Genomic DNA, 15,955 nt, shown 5'->3' on the forward strand with positions numbered 1-15,955 from the left:
TCATCGATGGGCAAGGGGGCTGTGGTTGCGGTGCTGATAGGCTGTTGCCTGTCTGCCGGCGCGTTTGCGGGCAAGCAACTGTACGGCGGTGAGCCGCTGTCATTGAATTTTCAGGATGTCGAGGTGCGTACGGTACTGCAGGTGCTGGCTGATTTTTCCGGGGTCAACCTGGTGGCCAGTGATGCGGTGCAGGGCAAGGTGACCTTGCGCTTGCAGGATGTGCCCTGGGACCAGGCGCTGGAGCTGGTGCTGCGCAGCAAGGGCCTGGAGCAGCGCAAGGATGGCAATGTATTGCTGGTCGCACCGCTTGCCGAACTGGCCGGGTCCGCGCCGTCGCGGCGCGAGCTGATACCGATCCACCACGCCAGGGCCACCGATATCGCCGAGCTTTTCCACAGCCTGATGGCCCATGAGGCCGGCGGCGCCAGCCATGGTTCGCTAAGTGTCGATGAGCGCACCAACACCCTGGTCGCCAGCCAGTCGCCGGAACGTCTGGAAGAGCTGCGCAGGTTGATCGGCGAACTCGATGTGCCGGTACGCCAGGTCATGATCGAGGCGCGGATCGTCGAGGCCAACGTCGATTTTGAAAAGAGCCTGGGTGTGCGCTGGGGTGGCGAGGTGCAGTTGGGCAAGGGCTTGAGCCTGGGCGGTGGCGATACCTTCGTCGACCTTGGCGCGGACCGGGCATCGTCGAGTATCGGCTTTGGCCTGGTGCGCAATAGTGCGCTGCTCGACCTGGAACTGAGCGCCATGGAGCGCACCGGCAACGGCGAAATCATTTCCCAGCCCAAGGTGGTCACCGCTGACAAGGAAACCGCGCGGATCCTCAAGGGCACCGAGGTGCCGTATCAGGAAACCAGCGGCAGCGGCGCTACCTCGGTGACCTTCCGCGAGGCCTCGCTGTCCCTTGAGGTCACCCCGCAGATCACCCCGGACAACCGGGTAATCATGGTAGTCAAGGTGACCAAGGACGAGCCCGACTACCTCAACGCCCTGGATCACGTGCCGGCGATCCGTAAAAACGAGGTCAACGCCAAGGTGCGTATCAATGATGGCGAGACCATCGTCATCGGCGGCGTGTACTCGACGGTGCAAAGTAAAGTTGTCGACAAGGTGCCATTTTTCGGCGATGTGCCGTATGTTGGGCGGCTGTTTCGTCGCGATGTTCTACAAGAGAAAAAATCCGAGCTGCTGGTCTTCCTGACTCCGCGTATCATGAGTGACCAGGCGATTGCTGTGAGTCGTTGATTCTGTGCGAAATTTGATACTTGTGGGGCCGATGGGTGCTGGCAAAAGCACCATCGGCCGCCTGCTGGCCAAAGAGCTGCGCCTGCCGTTCAAGGATTCCGACAAGGAAATTGAATTGCGCACCGGCGCCAATATCCCGTGGATCTTCGATAAGGAAGGCGAGCCGGGCTTTCGTGACCGCGAGCAGGCGATGATCGCCGAGCTCTGCGCGTTCGATGGCGTGGTGCTGGCTACCGGTGGCGGCGCGGTAATGCGCGATGCCAACCGTCAGGCCCTGCATGCCGGCGGGCGAGTGGTGTACCTGCACGCCTCGGTCGAGCAGCAGGTCGGGCGCACCTCGCGTGATCGCAACCGGCCTTTGCTGCGCACCGCCAACCCGGAAGCGACTTTGCGCGCGCTGCTGGAAGTTCGTGACCCGCTTTATCGCGAGATCGCCGATCTGGTGGTGGAAACCGACGAACGGCCACCGCGAATGGTGGTGCAGGATATTCTCGAGCGCTTGCAGAAGTTGCCGCCCCGTTAAGCCAGGACTATCCTCGGCGACCAGTCATGCCGTGACAGGGCACACCGTTATCGCGCGGTTCGAGCCATCGATGCCGCGCCTAGTTCATTGTGGGGACACATGCAGACACTAAAGGTCGAATTGGGCGAACGTAGCTACCCGATCTACATTGGCGAAGGCCTGCTGGATCAACCTGAACTGCTGGCGCCGCATATCGCTGGCCGGCAGGTCGCCATCGTGTCCAACGAGACTGTCGCACCCCTCTATCTCGAACGCCTGAGCAAGACCCTGGGTGCCTATTCGGTACTGCCGGTGGTGTTGCCCGACGGCGAGGCCTACAAGAACTGGGAAACCCTGCAGTTGATCTTCGATGCGCTGCTGACCGCCCGCCACGACCGCCGCACTACCGTGGTAGCGCTTGGCGGCGGGGTGATCGGCGACATGGCCGGCTTTGCCGCCGCCTGCTACCAGCGCGGCGTGGATTTCATCCAGGTGCCGACTACCTTGTTGTCCCAGGTCGATTCGTCGGTAGGCGGCAAGACCGGCATCAATCACCCGCTGGGCAAGAACATGGTCGGTGCCTTCTATCAGCCCAACGCGGTGCTGATCGACACCCGCAGCCTCAATAGCCTGCCGCCGCGCGAGCTGTCGGCAGGCCTGGCCGAAGTGATCAAATACGGCCTGATTTGTGACGAACCCTTCCTTGGCTGGCTCGAAGAGCATATGCAGGCCTTGCGCGGCCTTGACCAGGTGGCGCTGACCGAGGCCATTCGTCGTTCCTGCGCGGCCAAGGCTGCGGTGGTGGGCGCCGACGAGCGCGAGTCGGGCGTGCGTGCCACGCTGAACCTGGGCCACACCTTCGGTCACGCCATCGAGACCCACATGGGCTATGGTGTGTGGCTTCACGGTGAGGCCGTCGCGGCGGGCACTGTAATGGCCCTGGAAATGTCCATGCGCCTGGGCTGGATCAGCCAGCAGGAGCGTGACCGTGGTATCCGTCTGTTCCAGAACGCAGGCTTGCCGGTGGTGCCGCCCGCCGAGATGACCCCGGCGCAGTTTATGGAACACATGGCAGTAGATAAAAAGGTACTCGACGGTCGTCTGCGTCTGGTCCTGCTGCGCCGCATGGGCGAAGCGGTGGTCACCGACGACTATCCGAAAGAGATTCTTCAGGCCACGCTGGCCGCGGATTACCGCGCGATCGTGGCCCAGCTTTGAGGTTGATGAGCGTCCGATGACTAGTTTGCATGCCGACGAGGCCTTTCTCGGCCATTACCAGTTGAACCACGACCCCTTCGCTGCACGGGTGCCGGGTTTCAAATTCTTCCCAGCCCAGCGCAAGCCGGTACTCGGCCAATTGCACCACCTGGCCCGCTACAGCCAGTTGCTGCTGGTGGTCACTGGCCCTCAAGGCAGTGGCAAGACCCTGCTGCGCCAGGCCCTGGTGGCCAGCACCAACAAGCAATCGGTGCAGAGCGTGGTGGTTTCCGCCCGTGGCGCCAGCGATGCCGCCAGCCTGCTCGGCCAGGTGGCCCAGTCGCTGGGCGTGGCCCAGGCTGAAGTCCCGGACATCCTTGCCCAGGTGGTGCAACTGGCGCTGACCGGGCAGGAAGTCTATCTGCTGGTGGACGATGCGGAACAACTTGGCGAGTCGGCACTCCAAGCCTTGCTGGAGTTGGCGGCGGGTACCCCGGAAGGGCGTCCGCATGTCTTCCTGTTTGGCGAGCCGTCACTGATCGCCGGGCTGGAAGAGCTCAATGCCGAGCAGGAGCGCTTTCATGTCATCGAGCTTGAGCCCTACAGCGAAGAAGAAACCCGTGAATACCTCGAGCAGCGCCTGGAAGGTGCCGGGCGGGGCATCGAAGTGTTCAGCAGTGAGCAGATCGTTGATATTCACCAAAACTCTGACGGCTGGCCCGGGACTATCAACCAGGTTGCCCGCGATACCTTGATCGAAGCCATGATCGCCAGCCGGACCACGGCGAAGCGACCATCAATGGGGTTCAATATGCCGAAGAAACATGTGCTGGCGCTGTCTGCAGTTGTCGTGGTCGCCGTCGCGGCCGCCGTGCTGATGCCGAAGAAGGGTGATCAGGCGCCAACTGCCCCTGCCGAACAGGCGCAACTGCCGCTGGGCGAAGGTCAGCCAGGCAATGCCCAATCGAACAACGGCGGCCCGGCGATCGAATTCGCCGGCAATTCGCAGCCGATGCCACTGCCGCTGGTAGGTCAGTCGCAACCGGTCATGCGTGGCCCGCTGGCCGAGTCTACCGGCATGGGTGAAGGCGAAGAGTCGACGCCAGCCGGCGAAACCGCGCTGCAGCCGTCTACTCCGCCGACCGTCACCACTATCGCGCCACCGGCAGGTGTCACCGCTGGCCCCGCACCAACCCCTGCGCAACCGGTTGCACCTGTGCAGCAGTCGGTAGCACCTGTTGCCAGCAAGCCGGTTGCTCCTGCAGCCAAGCCTGCGCCAACCCAGGTTGCAACCGCCAAGCCTGCGCCCAAGCCTGTCGAGAAGCCGGCCGCCAAGCCCGCAGCCGGTGGTAGCTGGTACGCCGGGCAGAAGCCGGGCAATTATGTCGTGCAAATCCTCGGCACCAGCTCCGAAGCGTCGGCCCAGGCCTACGTCAAGGCTCAGGGTGGCGACTATCGCTACTTCAAGAAAACCCTGCAGGGCAAGCCGCTGTACGTCATCACCTACGGCAACTTCGCCAGCCGTGATGCCGCCCTGGCTGCAATCAAGGCCTTGCCAGCCAAGGTCCAGGCTGGTAAACCTTGGCCTCGTACCGTCGCCAGCGTCCAACAAGAACTGGCCTCGACCCGCTGATATAGCCTGGTGGCACTACCCCCGCCACCTGCTGAGCGACTCCTGAACATCGGTCAAGCCTGCTGCGTACTGCGCGGCAGGCTTTTCTGTCCCAGACTGCCGGCCACAAGCCGTTCTTGCAGTCCAGGCTGAAACGCTTCAGACTCAAGCCATGCCGTTACCACGGCGCACGCTTAAAAACATTCAAAAATGCGACATGGACTTACGGCAATTCGTCGTAAATTTGTGGGCTTCCCTGTCGCTGTGCAACAATGGCTCCCCTATTGCCCCCGCAAAGCTGGCATTCGTTCGGCGTGGATGGTAAGTGGTTGTACTAAAAAAAGATTTGCCTTGGTGAGAGGCGAACCTGGTGAGAAAGTGTCTATGAAAACAGGTCTGTACCATCCCGAAGAATTCAAGGATAACTGTGGTTTCGGCCTGATCGCCCATATGACGGGCGAACCCAGCCACCACCTTTTGCAAACGGCCATCCAGGCCCTGACCTGCATGACCCACCGCGGTGGGATCAACGCCGACGGCAAGACCGGCGACGGTTGCGGTCTGCTCATGCAAAAGCCCGATCAGTTCCTGCGTGCCGTGGCCCGCGAACAGTTCGCCACTGAGCTGCCCAAGCAATATGCGGTCGGCATGGTGTTCTTCAATCAGGACAACGCCAAGGCTGAAGCCGCGCGCGCCAACATGAACCGCGAGATCCTCGCGGCCGGCCTGCAACTGGTGGGCTGGCGCAAAGTGCCGATCGACACCAGCGTCCTCGGCCGCCTGGCCCTGGAGCGCCTGCCGCAGATCGAGCAGGTGTTCATTGGCGGTGAAGGCCTGAGCGATCAGGAATTCGCCATCAAGCTGTTCAGTTCGCGTCGTCGCTCTTCGGTGGCCAACGCCGCCGACACCGACCACTACATCTGCAGCTTTTCGCACAAAACCATCATCTACAAAGGCCTGATGATGCCGGCGGACCTCGCCGCCTTCTATCCGGACCTCAGCGACGAGCGCCTGCAAACCGCGATCTGCGTGTTCCACCAGCGCTTCTCCACCAACACCCTGCCGAAATGGCCGCTGGCGCAGCCGTTCCGCTTCCTCGCCCACAACGGCGAGATCAACACCATCACCGGTAACCGCAATTGGGCCCAGGCGCGGCGCACCAAGTTCGCCAACGACCTGATCCCGGACCTCGAAGAACTCGGCCCGCTGGTCAACCGCGTCGGTTCCGACTCCTCGAGCATGGACAACATGCTCGAACTGATGGTCACCGGCGGCATCGACCTGTTCCGCGGCGTGCGCATGATCATTCCGCCGGCGTGGCAGAACGTCGAGACCATGGACGCCGACCTGCGCGCCTTCTACGAATACAACTCCATGCACATGGAAGCGTGGGACGGCCCGGCCGGCGTGGTACTGACCGAAGGCCGCCATGCGGTGTGCCTGCTCGACCGCAACGGCCTGCGCCCGGCGCGCTGGGTCACCACCAAGAACGGCTACATCACCCTGGCGTCGGAAATCGGCGTGTGGGACTACAAGCCTGAAGACGTGATCGCCAAGGGCCGGGTCGGCCCGGGGCAGATCTTTGCCGTGGACACCGAAACCGGGCAGATCCTCGACACCGACGCCATCGACAACCGCCTCAAGTCGCGCCATCCGTACAAGCGCTGGCTGCGCCAGAATGCCCTGCGCATCCAGGCCGACCTCAGCGATGACCAGGGCGTGGCCAGCTACGATGCTGACCAGCTCAAGCAATACATGAAGATGTTCCAGGTCACCTTCGAAGAGCGTGACCAGGTGCTGCGTCCGCTCGGCGAACAAGGCCAGGAAGCGGTCGGTTCAATGGGCGACGACACGCCGATGGCGATCCTTTCGCAGCGCGTGCGTTCGACCTACGACTACTTCCGCCAGCAATTCGCCCAGGTCACCAACCCGCCGATCGACCCGCTGCGTGAAGCGATTGTCATGTCGCTGGAGATCTGCCTGGGCGCCGAGCGCAACATCTTCCAGGAATCCCCAGAGCACGCCTCGCGGGTGATCCTCAGCTCGCCGGTGATCTCGCCCGCCAAGTGGCGCTCGCTGATGAACCTCGACCGCCCCGGCTTCGAGCGTCAGTTGATCGACCTCAACTACGTCGAGAGCCTGGGCCTGGAAGCGGCGGTGCGCAACATCGCCGATCAGGCCGAAGAAGCCGTGCGCAGCGGCAAGACCCAGCTGGTGCTGAGCGACCGCCATATCGCCCCGGGCAAACTGCCGGTGCATGCCTCGCTGGCCGTCGGGGCGGTGCATCACCGCCTGACTGAACTGGGCTTGCGCTGCGACAGCAACATCCTGGTGGAAACCGCCACCGCCCGCGACCCGCATCACTTTGCCGTGCTGATCGGCTTCGGCGCTTCGGCCGTGTATCCGTACCTGGCTTACGAAGTGCTGGCCGACCTGATCCGTACCGGCGAAGTGCTCGGTGATCTTGAAGAAGTCTTCAAGTACTACCGCAAGGGCATCTCCAAGGGCCTGTTGAAGATCCTCTCGAAGATGGGCATCTCGACCGTCGGTTCCTACCGGGGTGCACAGCTGTTCGAAGCCGTCGGCCTTTCGGAAGAGGTGGTCAACCTGAGCTTCCGTGGCGTTGCCAGTCGCCTCAAGGGCGCACGCTTCGTCGACATCGAGAATGAGCAGAAGCTGCTCGCCGCCGAAGCCTGGAGCGCGCGCAAGCCGATCCAGCAGGGTGGCCTGCTGAAGTTCGTCCATGGTGGCGAGTACCACGCCTACAACCCGGACGTGGTCAACACCCTGCAGGCCGCCGTGCAGCAGGGCGACTACGCCAAGTTCAAGGAATACACCGCACTGGTCGACAAGCGTCCGGTGTCGATGATCCGCGACCTGCTCAAGGTGAAAACCCTGGAGCAGCCGCTGGAACTGAGCGAGATCGAACCGCTGGAAGCGATCCTCAAGCGCTTCGACTCGGCCGGTATCTCCCTCGGCGCGCTGTCGCCGGAGGCTCACGAAGCTCTGGCCGAGGCGATGAACCGCCTGGGCGCGCGCTCCAACTCCGGTGAGGGCGGCGAAGACCCGGCTCGCTACGGCACCATCAAGAGCTCGAAGATCAAGCAGGTGGCCACCGGCCGTTTTGGCGTCACTCCCGAGTACCTGGTCAACGCCGAAGTGCTGCAGATCAAGGTTGCCCAGGGCGCCAAGCCGGGTGAAGGCGGCCAACTGCCAGGCGGCAAGGTCAACGGCCTGATCGCCCGGCTGCGTTACGCCGTGCCTGGCGTGACCCTGATTTCGCCTCCGCCGCACCACGACATCTACTCGATCGAAGACCTCTCGCAGCTGATCTTCGACCTCAAGCAGGTCAACCCGCAGGCGCTGGTCTCGGTCAAGCTGGTGGCAGAAGCCGGTGTTGGCACCATCGCCGCCGGCGTGGCCAAGGCCTATGCCGATCTGATCACCATCTCCGGCTATGACGGTGGCACCGGCGCTTCGCCGCTGACCTCGATCAAGTACGCCGGCGCGCCGTGGGAACTGGGCCTGGCCGAAACCCATCAGACCCTGCGCGGCAACGACTTGCGCGGCAAGGTCCGGGTGCAGACCGACGGCGGCCTGAAAACCGGCCTGGACGTGATCAAGGCGGCCATCCTCGGCGCCGAAAGCTTCGGTTTCGGTACCGCGCCGATGATCGCCCTGGGCTGCAAATACCTGCGTATCTGTCACCTGAACAACTGCGCCACCGGCGTCGCCACCCAGAACGACAAGCTGCGCAAGGACCACTACATCGGCACCGTCGACATGGTGGTGAACTTCTTCACCTACGTCGCCGAAGAAACCCGCGAGTGGCTGGCCAAGCTGGGCGTGCGCAGCCTCGGCGAGCTGATCGGGCGTACCGACCTGCTGGAAATGCTCCCCGGCGAAACCGAGAAGCAGAAACACCTGGACCTCAGCCCGTTGCTGGGCAGCCCACACGTGCCGGCCGACAAGCCGCAGTTCTGCGAAGTCGACCGCAACCCGCCGTTCGACAAGGGCGTGCTGGCCGAGAAAATGGTCGACATGGCCCTGCCGGCCATTCGCGACCTGTCGGGCGCCGAGTTCGAGCTGGACATCTGCAACTGCGACCGCTCCATCGGCGCGCGGATCTCCGGCGAAATCGCCCGTCTGCACGGCAACCAGGGCATGGCCAAGGCACCGATCACCTTCCGCTTCAAGGGCACTGCCGGGCAGAGCTTCGGGGTGTGGAACGCCGGTGGTCTGAACATGTACCTCGAAGGCGATGCCAACGACTACGTCGGCAAAGGCATGACCGGTGGCAAGCTGGTGATTGTGCCGCCTGCGGGCAGCCCGTTCGCCACCCAGCACAGCGCCATCATCGGTAACACCTGCCTGTATGGTGCCACGGGCGGCAAGCTGTTCGCCGCCGGTACCGCGGGCGAGCGCTTTGCCGTGCGCAACTCCGGTGCCCACGCGATTGTCGAGGGCACGGGCGATCACTGCTGTGAGTACATGACCGGTGGCTTTGTCTGCGTTCTGGGCAAGACCGGCTACAACTTCGGCTCGGGCATGACCGGTGGTTTTGCCTACGTGCTGGACATGGACAACAGCTTCGTCGACAAGCTCAACCACGAACTGGTCGAGATCCAGCGCATCAGTGGCGAGGCCATGGAGGCTTATCGCAGCCACCTGCAGCGCGTGCTGGCTGAATACGTCGAAGAAACCAACAGCGAATGGGGTCGTGAGCTCTGGGAAAACCTGGACGATTACGTGCGGCGCTTCTGGCTGGTCAAGCCGAAGGCGGCCAACCTGAAGAACCTGCTGTCCAGCACCCGTGCCAACCCGCAGTAGCGGCAAGCGGCAAGCCTCAAGCTGCAAGTTCAAAGCAGTACGAGGTTTGCCGGCCCACGTGATCGTCTTGCAGCTTGCAGCTTGAAGCTAGCAACTGCGGTAAAGAGGTATTGAAAATGGCTGAACGTCTCAGCAATGACTTCCAGTTCATCGAGGTCGGGCGCAAGGATCCGAAGAAGAAACTGTTGCGTCAACGCAAGAAAGAGTTCGTGGAAATCTACGAACCCTTCAAACCCCAGCAATCGGCCGAGCAGGCCCACCGCTGCCTCGGTTGTGGCAACCCGTACTGCGAGTGGAAGTGCCCGGTGCACAACTTCATCCCCAACTGGTTGAAGCTGGTTTCCGAAGGCAACATCCTCGCCGCCGCGGAGCTGTCGCACCAGACCAACACCCTGCCGGAAGTCTGCGGCCGGGTGTGCCCGCAGGACCGCCTGTGCGAGGGTGCCTGTACCCTTAACGACGGCTTCGGCGCGGTGACCATCGGTTCGGTGGAGAAGTACATCACCGACACCGCCTTCGCCATGGGCTGGCGCCCGGACATGTCCAAGGTCAAGCCAACTGGCAAGCGCGTCGCCATCATCGGCGCCGGCCCGGCGGGCCTGGGCTGCGCTGACGTACTGGTGCGCGGCGGGGTAACCCCGGTGGTGTTCGACCGCAACCCGGAAATCGGCGGCCTGCTGACCTTCGGCATCCCCGAGTTCAAGCTGGAAAAGACCGTGCTGAGCAATCGCCGCGAAGTCTTCACCGGCATGGGCATCGAGTTCCGCCTCAACACCGAGGTGGGCAAGGATGTCAGCATGGAGCAACTGCTCGAGGAATACGATGCGGTGTTCATGGGCATGGGCACCTACACCTACATGAAGGGCGGCTTCCCCGGTGAAGACCTGCCGGGCGTGCACGATGCCCTGGATTTCCTGGTGGCCAACGTCAACCGCAACCTGGGCTTTGAAAAGTCGCCGGAAGATTTCGTCGACATGAAGGGCAAGAAGGTCGTGGTCCTCGGTGGTGGCGACACGGCGATGGACTGCAACCGCACCTCCATCCGCCAGGGCGCCAAGGCCGTGACCTGTGCCTACCGTCGTGACGAGGCGAACATGCCTGGCTCGCGCAAAGAGGTGAAGAACGCCAAGGAAGAGGGGGTGAAGTTCCTCTACAACCGCCAGCCGATCGCGATCGTCGGGGAAGACAAGGTCGAAGGTGTGAAGGTGGTCGAGACCCGTCTCGGCGAGCCGGACGCCCGTGGCCGCCGCAGCCCCGAGCCGATCCCGGGTTCCGAAGAGATCATCCCGGCCGATGCCGTGGTCATCGCCTTCGGTTTCCGTCCGAGCCCGGCGCCGTGGTTCGAGCAGTTCAGCATCCAGACCGACAGCCAGGGCCGCGTGGTGGCACCGGAGAAGAACACCTACAAGCACCAGACCAGCAACCCGAAGATCTTCGCCGGTGGCGACATGGTCCGCGGTTCCGACCTGGTGGTGACGGCGATCTTCGAGGGGCGCAATGCTGCCGAGGGGATCTTGGATTACCTGGGCGTCTGAAACAGCTTCGCGGGACAAGCCCGCTCCTACAGAACCTGTGTAGGAGCGGGCTTGACCCGCGATGAATTCAACAAAATCTATTGACCTGTCACAAGTCGATAGACAAAAGGCACGGTTGATACCGTGCCTTTTACGTTGGGCTCTGAGAAAATGCCCCCACTTTTTTTCCGGATGCCGACATGACTGCCTTGAAGAACGATCGTTTTCTGCGCGCCCTGCTCAAGCAACCCGTAGACGTCACCCCGGTGTGGATGATGCGCCAGGCCGGCCGCTACCTGCCGGAATACCGCGCCAGCCGCGCCAAGGCCGGCGACTTCATGAGCCTGTGCATGAACCCGCAGTTTGCCTGCGAGGTCACCCTGCAGCCGCTGGACCGCTACCCGCTGGACGCCGCGATCCTGTTCTCGGACATCCTCACCATCCCCGACGCCATGGGCCAGGGCCTGTATTTCGAAACCGGCGAAGGCCCGCGCTTCAAGAAGGTCGTCAGCACCCTGGCCGATATCGAGGCGCTGCCGATCCCTGATCCGCAAAAGGACCTGGGCTACGTCATGGACGCGGTCAGCACCATCCGCCGCGAGCTCAACGGCCGCGTGCCGCTGATCGGCTTCTCCGGCAGCCCCTGGACGCTGGCCACCTACATGGTCGAAGGCGGCTCGTCGAAAGACTTCCGCAAGACCAAGGCCATGCTCTACGACAACCCGCAAGCCATGCACCTGCTGCTCGACAAACTCGCGCAGTCGGTCATCAGCTACCTCAACGGGCAGATCCTCGCCGGCGCACAAGCGGTGCAGATCTTCGACACCTGGGGCGGCAACCTGTCGGCGGCGGCCTACCAGGAGTTCTCCCTGGCCTACATGCGCAAGATCGTCAGCGGCCTGATCCGCGAGCACGAAGGGCGCAAGGTGCCGGTCATTCTCTTCACCAAGAACGGCGGCCTGTGGCTGGAAAGCATCGCCGATGCCGGCGCTGATGCCCTGGGCCTGGACTGGACCTGCGACATCGGCGAAGCGCGCCAGCGCGTCGGCAGCAAGGTTGCCCTGCAGGGCAACATGGACCCGACCGTGCTGTACGCCAAGCCAGAGGCCATTCGTGCCGAAGTCGGGCGCATCCTCGCCAGCTACGGCAAGGGCAGCGGTCATGTGTTCAACCTTGGCCACGGCATCACCCCCGAGGTTGATCCGGAGCACGCCGGCGCGTTCATCAACGCTGTGCACGAGCTGTCGGCGCAATACCACTAGTAGGCGCGGGCTTGACCCGCGATTGCGACCTGACTGAACCAGCGCAATCGCGGGGCAAGCCCGCTCCCACAGCCATTAAGGTTCAATTCAGCCTGCCTGGGTAATCTGGCTCCATCGAAACCCAGACAGGATCTTCACCATGAAAACCCGTTACCTCGCTCTGCTGCTTGCCCCGTTGTTCAGCACCGCTGCCCTGGCCGCCGGCTACACCGGCCCTGGCGCCCAGTCGGTGACCACGGTGGCTGCCGCTAACGACGCCGCTGACGACACCCCGGTTGTGCTGCAAGGCTACGTCATCAAGAAAGTGAACAACGATGACAAGTACGAGTTCAAGGACACCACCGGCACCATCACCGTCGAGATCGATGACGAAGACCTGCCGCCGGTGGCCTTCAACGACAAGACCAAGGTCAAGCTGACCGGTGAAGTCGAGAAGCACCTGATGAGCCGTGAAGTGGATGTCGATCTGGTTGAAGTGATCAACTAACGAATGCATCGCGGGGCAAGTCGGGTCGCCGCACCGCCGCTCCTACACGGAACCTGTGGGAGCGGCGGTGCGGCGACCCGACTTGCCCCGCGATTTGCATTTCAGGCCTTGGCCGGCAACCGGCTCAGGTGCACCGCCACCAGCAACGCCACCACCAGCAAGCTGCCAATGAACAGGCCGATGCCGTTCCACCCTGCCTGATGCCAGAACACCCCGCCTGCCGTCCCCGCCACACTCGACCCCGCGTAGTAACTGAACAGGTACAACGACGACGCCTGGCCCTTGGCCTTGGTCGCCCGGCGGCCGATCCAGCTGCTGGCCACTGAATGCGCGCCGAAAAAGCCGAAGGTGAACACCAGCATGCCGACGATAATCAGCGCCAAGGGGCTGAGCAGGGTCATCAACAAGCCGCTGAACATCAGCAGAATGGTTGCCCAGAACACCTTGCGCCGGCCCAGCTTGTCGGCCAGGGCGCCGATCTGCGCCGAGCTGTAGATGCCCGACAGGTACACCACCGACAGCAGCCCGACCAGCGCCTGGCTCATGTGATAGGGTTCGGCCAGCAGGCGATAGCCGATGTAGTTGAACAGGGTGACGAACGCGCCCATCAGCAGGAAGGCTTCGAGGAACAGCCACGGCAGGCCGGCATCGCGAAAGTGCAGGGTAAAGCCGTCGAGCAGGCTGCGCGGGTGCAGCGAGCGCGGGCGGAAGTTGCGCGATTCGGGGAGGATCTTCCAGAACACCGCCGCAGCAATCAGCGCCAGGCCACCAATCACCAACATCGCCGTGTGCCAGCTGACGAAGTCGATCAGCACCCCGGTAATCAAACGCCCGCTCATGCCGCCGATGGCATTGCCACCGATGTACAGGCCCATGGCCAGGCCAATGTGCTGGGGGTGGATCTCTTCGCTCAGGTACGTCATGGCTACCGCCGCCAGGCCGCTGAGCGACAACCCGAGCAGCGCGCGGGTCAGCAGCACGCCGTGCCAGCTGGGCATCAGGGCGCTGACGATGGTGCACAGCGCGGCGCAGAACAGGGCGAAGACCATCACTGGCTTACGCCCGATGCGGTCGGAAATCGGCCCGGTGATCAGCAGCCCGAAGGCCAGCATGCCGGTGGACACCGAGAGGATCAGGCTGCTCTGCGCGGCGCTGATGGAAAATTCCTGCGACAGCAGCGGCATCATCGGCTGTACGCAGTACAGCAGGGCAAAGGTGGCAAAGCCGCCGCAGAACAGCGCCAGTACGGTGCGCAAAAAGGCCGGGGTGCCTTTTTCGATCCAGCTTTCGTTAAGGGTGGCGACGATTTCGTCCAGCGGAGCAGGGGGCAGTTCGTGGGCGTGTGGCGCAACAGCAGTTTTCACGGGGGACCTCGGGGGCGCTACGGCCTGTCAGGCAGTGAAAAAAGCATATAGCTGGCTAATGATCATTTCCAATATATTGTTCGACCTGTTTAAGAGGTTTTACGACCTATTGGGGCCGCCATGGAATTGCGTCACCTGCGCTACTTCATTGCCGTCGCCGAAGAGCTGCATTTTGGCCGGGCGGCGCAGAACCTGGGGATCTCCCAACCACCGTTGAGCCAGCAAATTCAGGCCCTGGAGCAGGAGCTGGGGGCGCGCCTGTTCGAGCGTACCAATCGTCGGGTCGAGCTCAGCGAGGCCGGGCGGCTATTCCTTGAAGAGGCGCGGCTGGTGCTGGCGCAGGTCGACAAGGCCGCCGATGTCGCCCGGCGCGCGCAATTGGGCGAGCTGGGCGAGATGAAGATCGGCTTCACTTCGTCGGCGCCGTTCAATTCGAGTATCCCCAAGGCCATTCACGCCTTTCGCCAGCGCTTCCCGGCCGTGCACCTGAACCTCAAGGAGATGAGCAGCCGCGACGTGGCCGATGCCTTGCTCGACGAGTCGATCGAAGTCGGCCTGATGCGGCCGTTGGCGTTGCCCGAGAGCCTGAATGCCGTCGAGCTGTTTCGCGAGCCGCTGGTGGCGGTGATCAATGCCGCTCACCCGTTGGCCGAGGGCAGCGAAGCCGGGGTGCACATGGCCGAGCTGGCCCACGAACCCTTTGTGTTTTTTCCGCGTAGCTACGGCAGTGGCTTGCATGCGCAACTGCTGAGCCTGGCACGTCAGGCCGGGTTCAGTCCGCATTTTGCCCAGGAGGCAGGGGAGGCGATGACTATCATCGGCCTGGTAGCGGCGGGGTTGGGGGTGTCGGTGTTGCCGGCTTCGTTCCAGCGCATGCGTATCGATGGCGTGGTGTACCGGACCTTGCTTGACGACGACGCGGTGACGGCGGTGTGGCTGGTGCAGCGCCGCGCTGCGCCGTCGGCGATGGCCAGGGCGTTTGCCGAGCTGTTGACCCGGCAAGCCCTGTAACGCAGCTGAGTTACTGGACCTTGGCCAGGTCGCCCTTCAGCGCAACGCCCGCCATGACCGCGCCGGCGTGGCATTCGTAGGTGGTGGCGTCCTTGCGCTCGTTGCGCTTGTAGTAGCTGCTGATGTTGGTCACGGCGTTGGCGCCGACCTTGCGCGCGGCGTCCTGCATGGTCAGCAGCGCCGATTGCAGGGCCCATTCGCAGGCCGCTTCATCAGACTTGTTGAAGGCGTTGGTCTTCTTGTTGGTGATCGCCGCCGGGCTGACCACGGTGACCTTGCCTTTTGGCTGCACGCCGGCCAGGTAGAACTTCACCGAACCGTCGAGCTTGTTCTCGGCGGTCATCTGCGCCACGACTTTCTCGAACGGCAGGTAGTGAGTGGTGTCGCGAGCCTGGCTCAGGCCGGGCAGGGCGCAGAGCAGCAGAGTGGCGGTGGCGGTCCAGGTTTTCAGACGCATTGTGTCGTTCCTTGATTACTTGACAGTGTTCGAGTGCTGTTCGTTGATGGCGCGTTGCACCATGTTTTGCGCTTCCATCCTGTTCAGCTCTTGCAGGATGCTTTTGTCGAGGTTGTTCACCCAACGGTTGTAATTACGGTGAATCTTGCCGTTCTTGTAACCCAGCTCGCGGCTGTCGCGGTAGTTGATGCGAAAGTTGCTGACGCTGTAGCGGATGTCGATGGCGGCATAGAAGGTATTGCGCACCAGGATGTCGGCCTGGATCAGGTTCGGGCTGACCGTGCGTGCGGTCCAGCCGCGCTCGGCGACGGCCTTGAGGATGGCCTGCTGCACTTGCTCGTGGCTGTAGTTGTGGCCGACCACAAGTTGCTCTTGCGGGGTCAGTACCGGCTTTGAGGTACAGCCAGCCAGGCCCGCCAGGGCCAGGCCGAGGACAGCGGCGCGAATCAATGAAGACATTCCTTTCTCTCC

The 15,955-nt window shown here is 62.9% G+C and carries 12 protein-coding genes; 9 read left to right on the forward strand and 3 right to left on the reverse strand.

Annotation, left to right across the window (positions count from 1 at the left end):
• The first annotated feature begins 6 nt into the window (after window positions 1-6).
• From LOY37_RS01395 to LOY37_RS01430, 8 genes are all read left to right on the forward strand, one after another.
• A complete protein-coding gene (locus tag LOY37_RS01395; RefSeq protein WP_258716175.1) occupies window positions 7-1,248 on the forward strand; it encodes a type IV pilus secretin PilQ in 1,242 nt (413 codons plus the stop codon).
• 4 nt (window positions 1,249-1,252) lie between these two features.
• Entirely contained in the window at window positions 1,253-1,771 is a 519-nt protein-coding gene (aroK, locus tag LOY37_RS01400; RefSeq protein ID WP_010222231.1) for a shikimate kinase AroK, read from the forward strand.
• Between the two features lie 99 nt (window positions 1,772-1,870).
• Window positions 1,871-2,968, forward strand: a complete 1,098-nt coding sequence (aroB, locus tag LOY37_RS01405; RefSeq protein WP_010222232.1) for a 3-dehydroquinate synthase — start codon at window positions 1,871-1,873, stop codon at window positions 2,966-2,968.
• Between the two features lie 16 nt (window positions 2,969-2,984).
• A complete protein-coding gene (locus tag LOY37_RS01410; RefSeq protein WP_045193950.1) occupies window positions 2,985-4,580 on the forward strand; it encodes an SPOR domain-containing protein in 1,596 nt (531 codons plus the stop codon).
• Window positions 4,581-4,943: 363 nt separating this feature from the next.
• Window positions 4,944-9,389: a glutamate synthase large subunit gene (gene gltB / locus LOY37_RS01415; RefSeq protein ID WP_045193949.1), complete on the forward strand. Its 4,446-nt coding sequence runs from the start codon at window positions 4,944-4,946 to the stop codon at window positions 9,387-9,389.
• A gap of 116 nt (window positions 9,390-9,505) precedes the next feature.
• Window positions 9,506-10,924, forward strand: a complete 1,419-nt coding sequence (locus LOY37_RS01420) for an FAD-dependent oxidoreductase (RefSeq protein WP_045193948.1) — start codon at window positions 9,506-9,508, stop codon at window positions 10,922-10,924.
• 179 nt (window positions 10,925-11,103) lie between these two features.
• On the forward strand, window positions 11,104-12,165 hold the full coding sequence (gene hemE / locus LOY37_RS01425) for a uroporphyrinogen decarboxylase (protein ID WP_045193947.1): 1,062 nt from the start codon (window positions 11,104-11,106) through the stop codon (window positions 12,163-12,165).
• A gap of 139 nt (window positions 12,166-12,304) precedes the next feature.
• Entirely contained in the window at window positions 12,305-12,652 is a 348-nt protein-coding gene (locus LOY37_RS01430; RefSeq protein ID WP_038997632.1) for a YgiW/YdeI family stress tolerance OB fold protein, read from the forward strand.
• Window positions 12,653-12,753: 101 nt separating this feature from the next.
• Here LOY37_RS01430 and LOY37_RS01435 read toward each other — a convergent pair whose 3' ends face one another.
• Window positions 12,754-13,983 carry an MFS transporter gene (locus LOY37_RS01435; protein ID WP_371128663.1) on the reverse strand — a complete coding sequence of 410 codons (1,230 nt, stop codon included), beginning with the start codon at window positions 13,981-13,983 and terminating at the stop codon, window positions 12,754-12,756.
• 153 nt (window positions 13,984-14,136) lie between these two features.
• Between LOY37_RS01435 and LOY37_RS01440 the strand changes: the two genes are divergently transcribed.
• Window positions 14,137-15,027, forward strand: a complete 891-nt coding sequence (locus tag LOY37_RS01440; protein ID WP_045193945.1) for a LysR family transcriptional regulator — start codon at window positions 14,137-14,139, stop codon at window positions 15,025-15,027.
• 10 nt (window positions 15,028-15,037) lie between these two features.
• Here LOY37_RS01440 and LOY37_RS01445 read toward each other — a convergent pair whose 3' ends face one another.
• Together LOY37_RS01445 and LOY37_RS01450 are read right to left on the reverse strand one after the other, a co-directional pair.
• Window positions 15,038-15,484, reverse strand: a complete 447-nt coding sequence (locus LOY37_RS01445) for a hypothetical protein (protein WP_045193944.1) — start codon at window positions 15,482-15,484, stop codon at window positions 15,038-15,040.
• A gap of 15 nt (window positions 15,485-15,499) precedes the next feature.
• Complete coding sequence (locus tag LOY37_RS01450; protein WP_045193943.1) at window positions 15,500-15,943, reverse strand: hypothetical protein; 444 nt, start codon at window positions 15,941-15,943, stop codon at window positions 15,500-15,502.
• Window positions 15,944-15,955: the final 12 nt, after the last annotated feature.

Origin of the sequence: Pseudomonas sp. B21-012 (assembly GCF_024749305.1) — a bacterium.
Lineage (GTDB): Bacteria > Pseudomonadota > Gammaproteobacteria > Pseudomonadales > Pseudomonadaceae > Aquipseudomonas.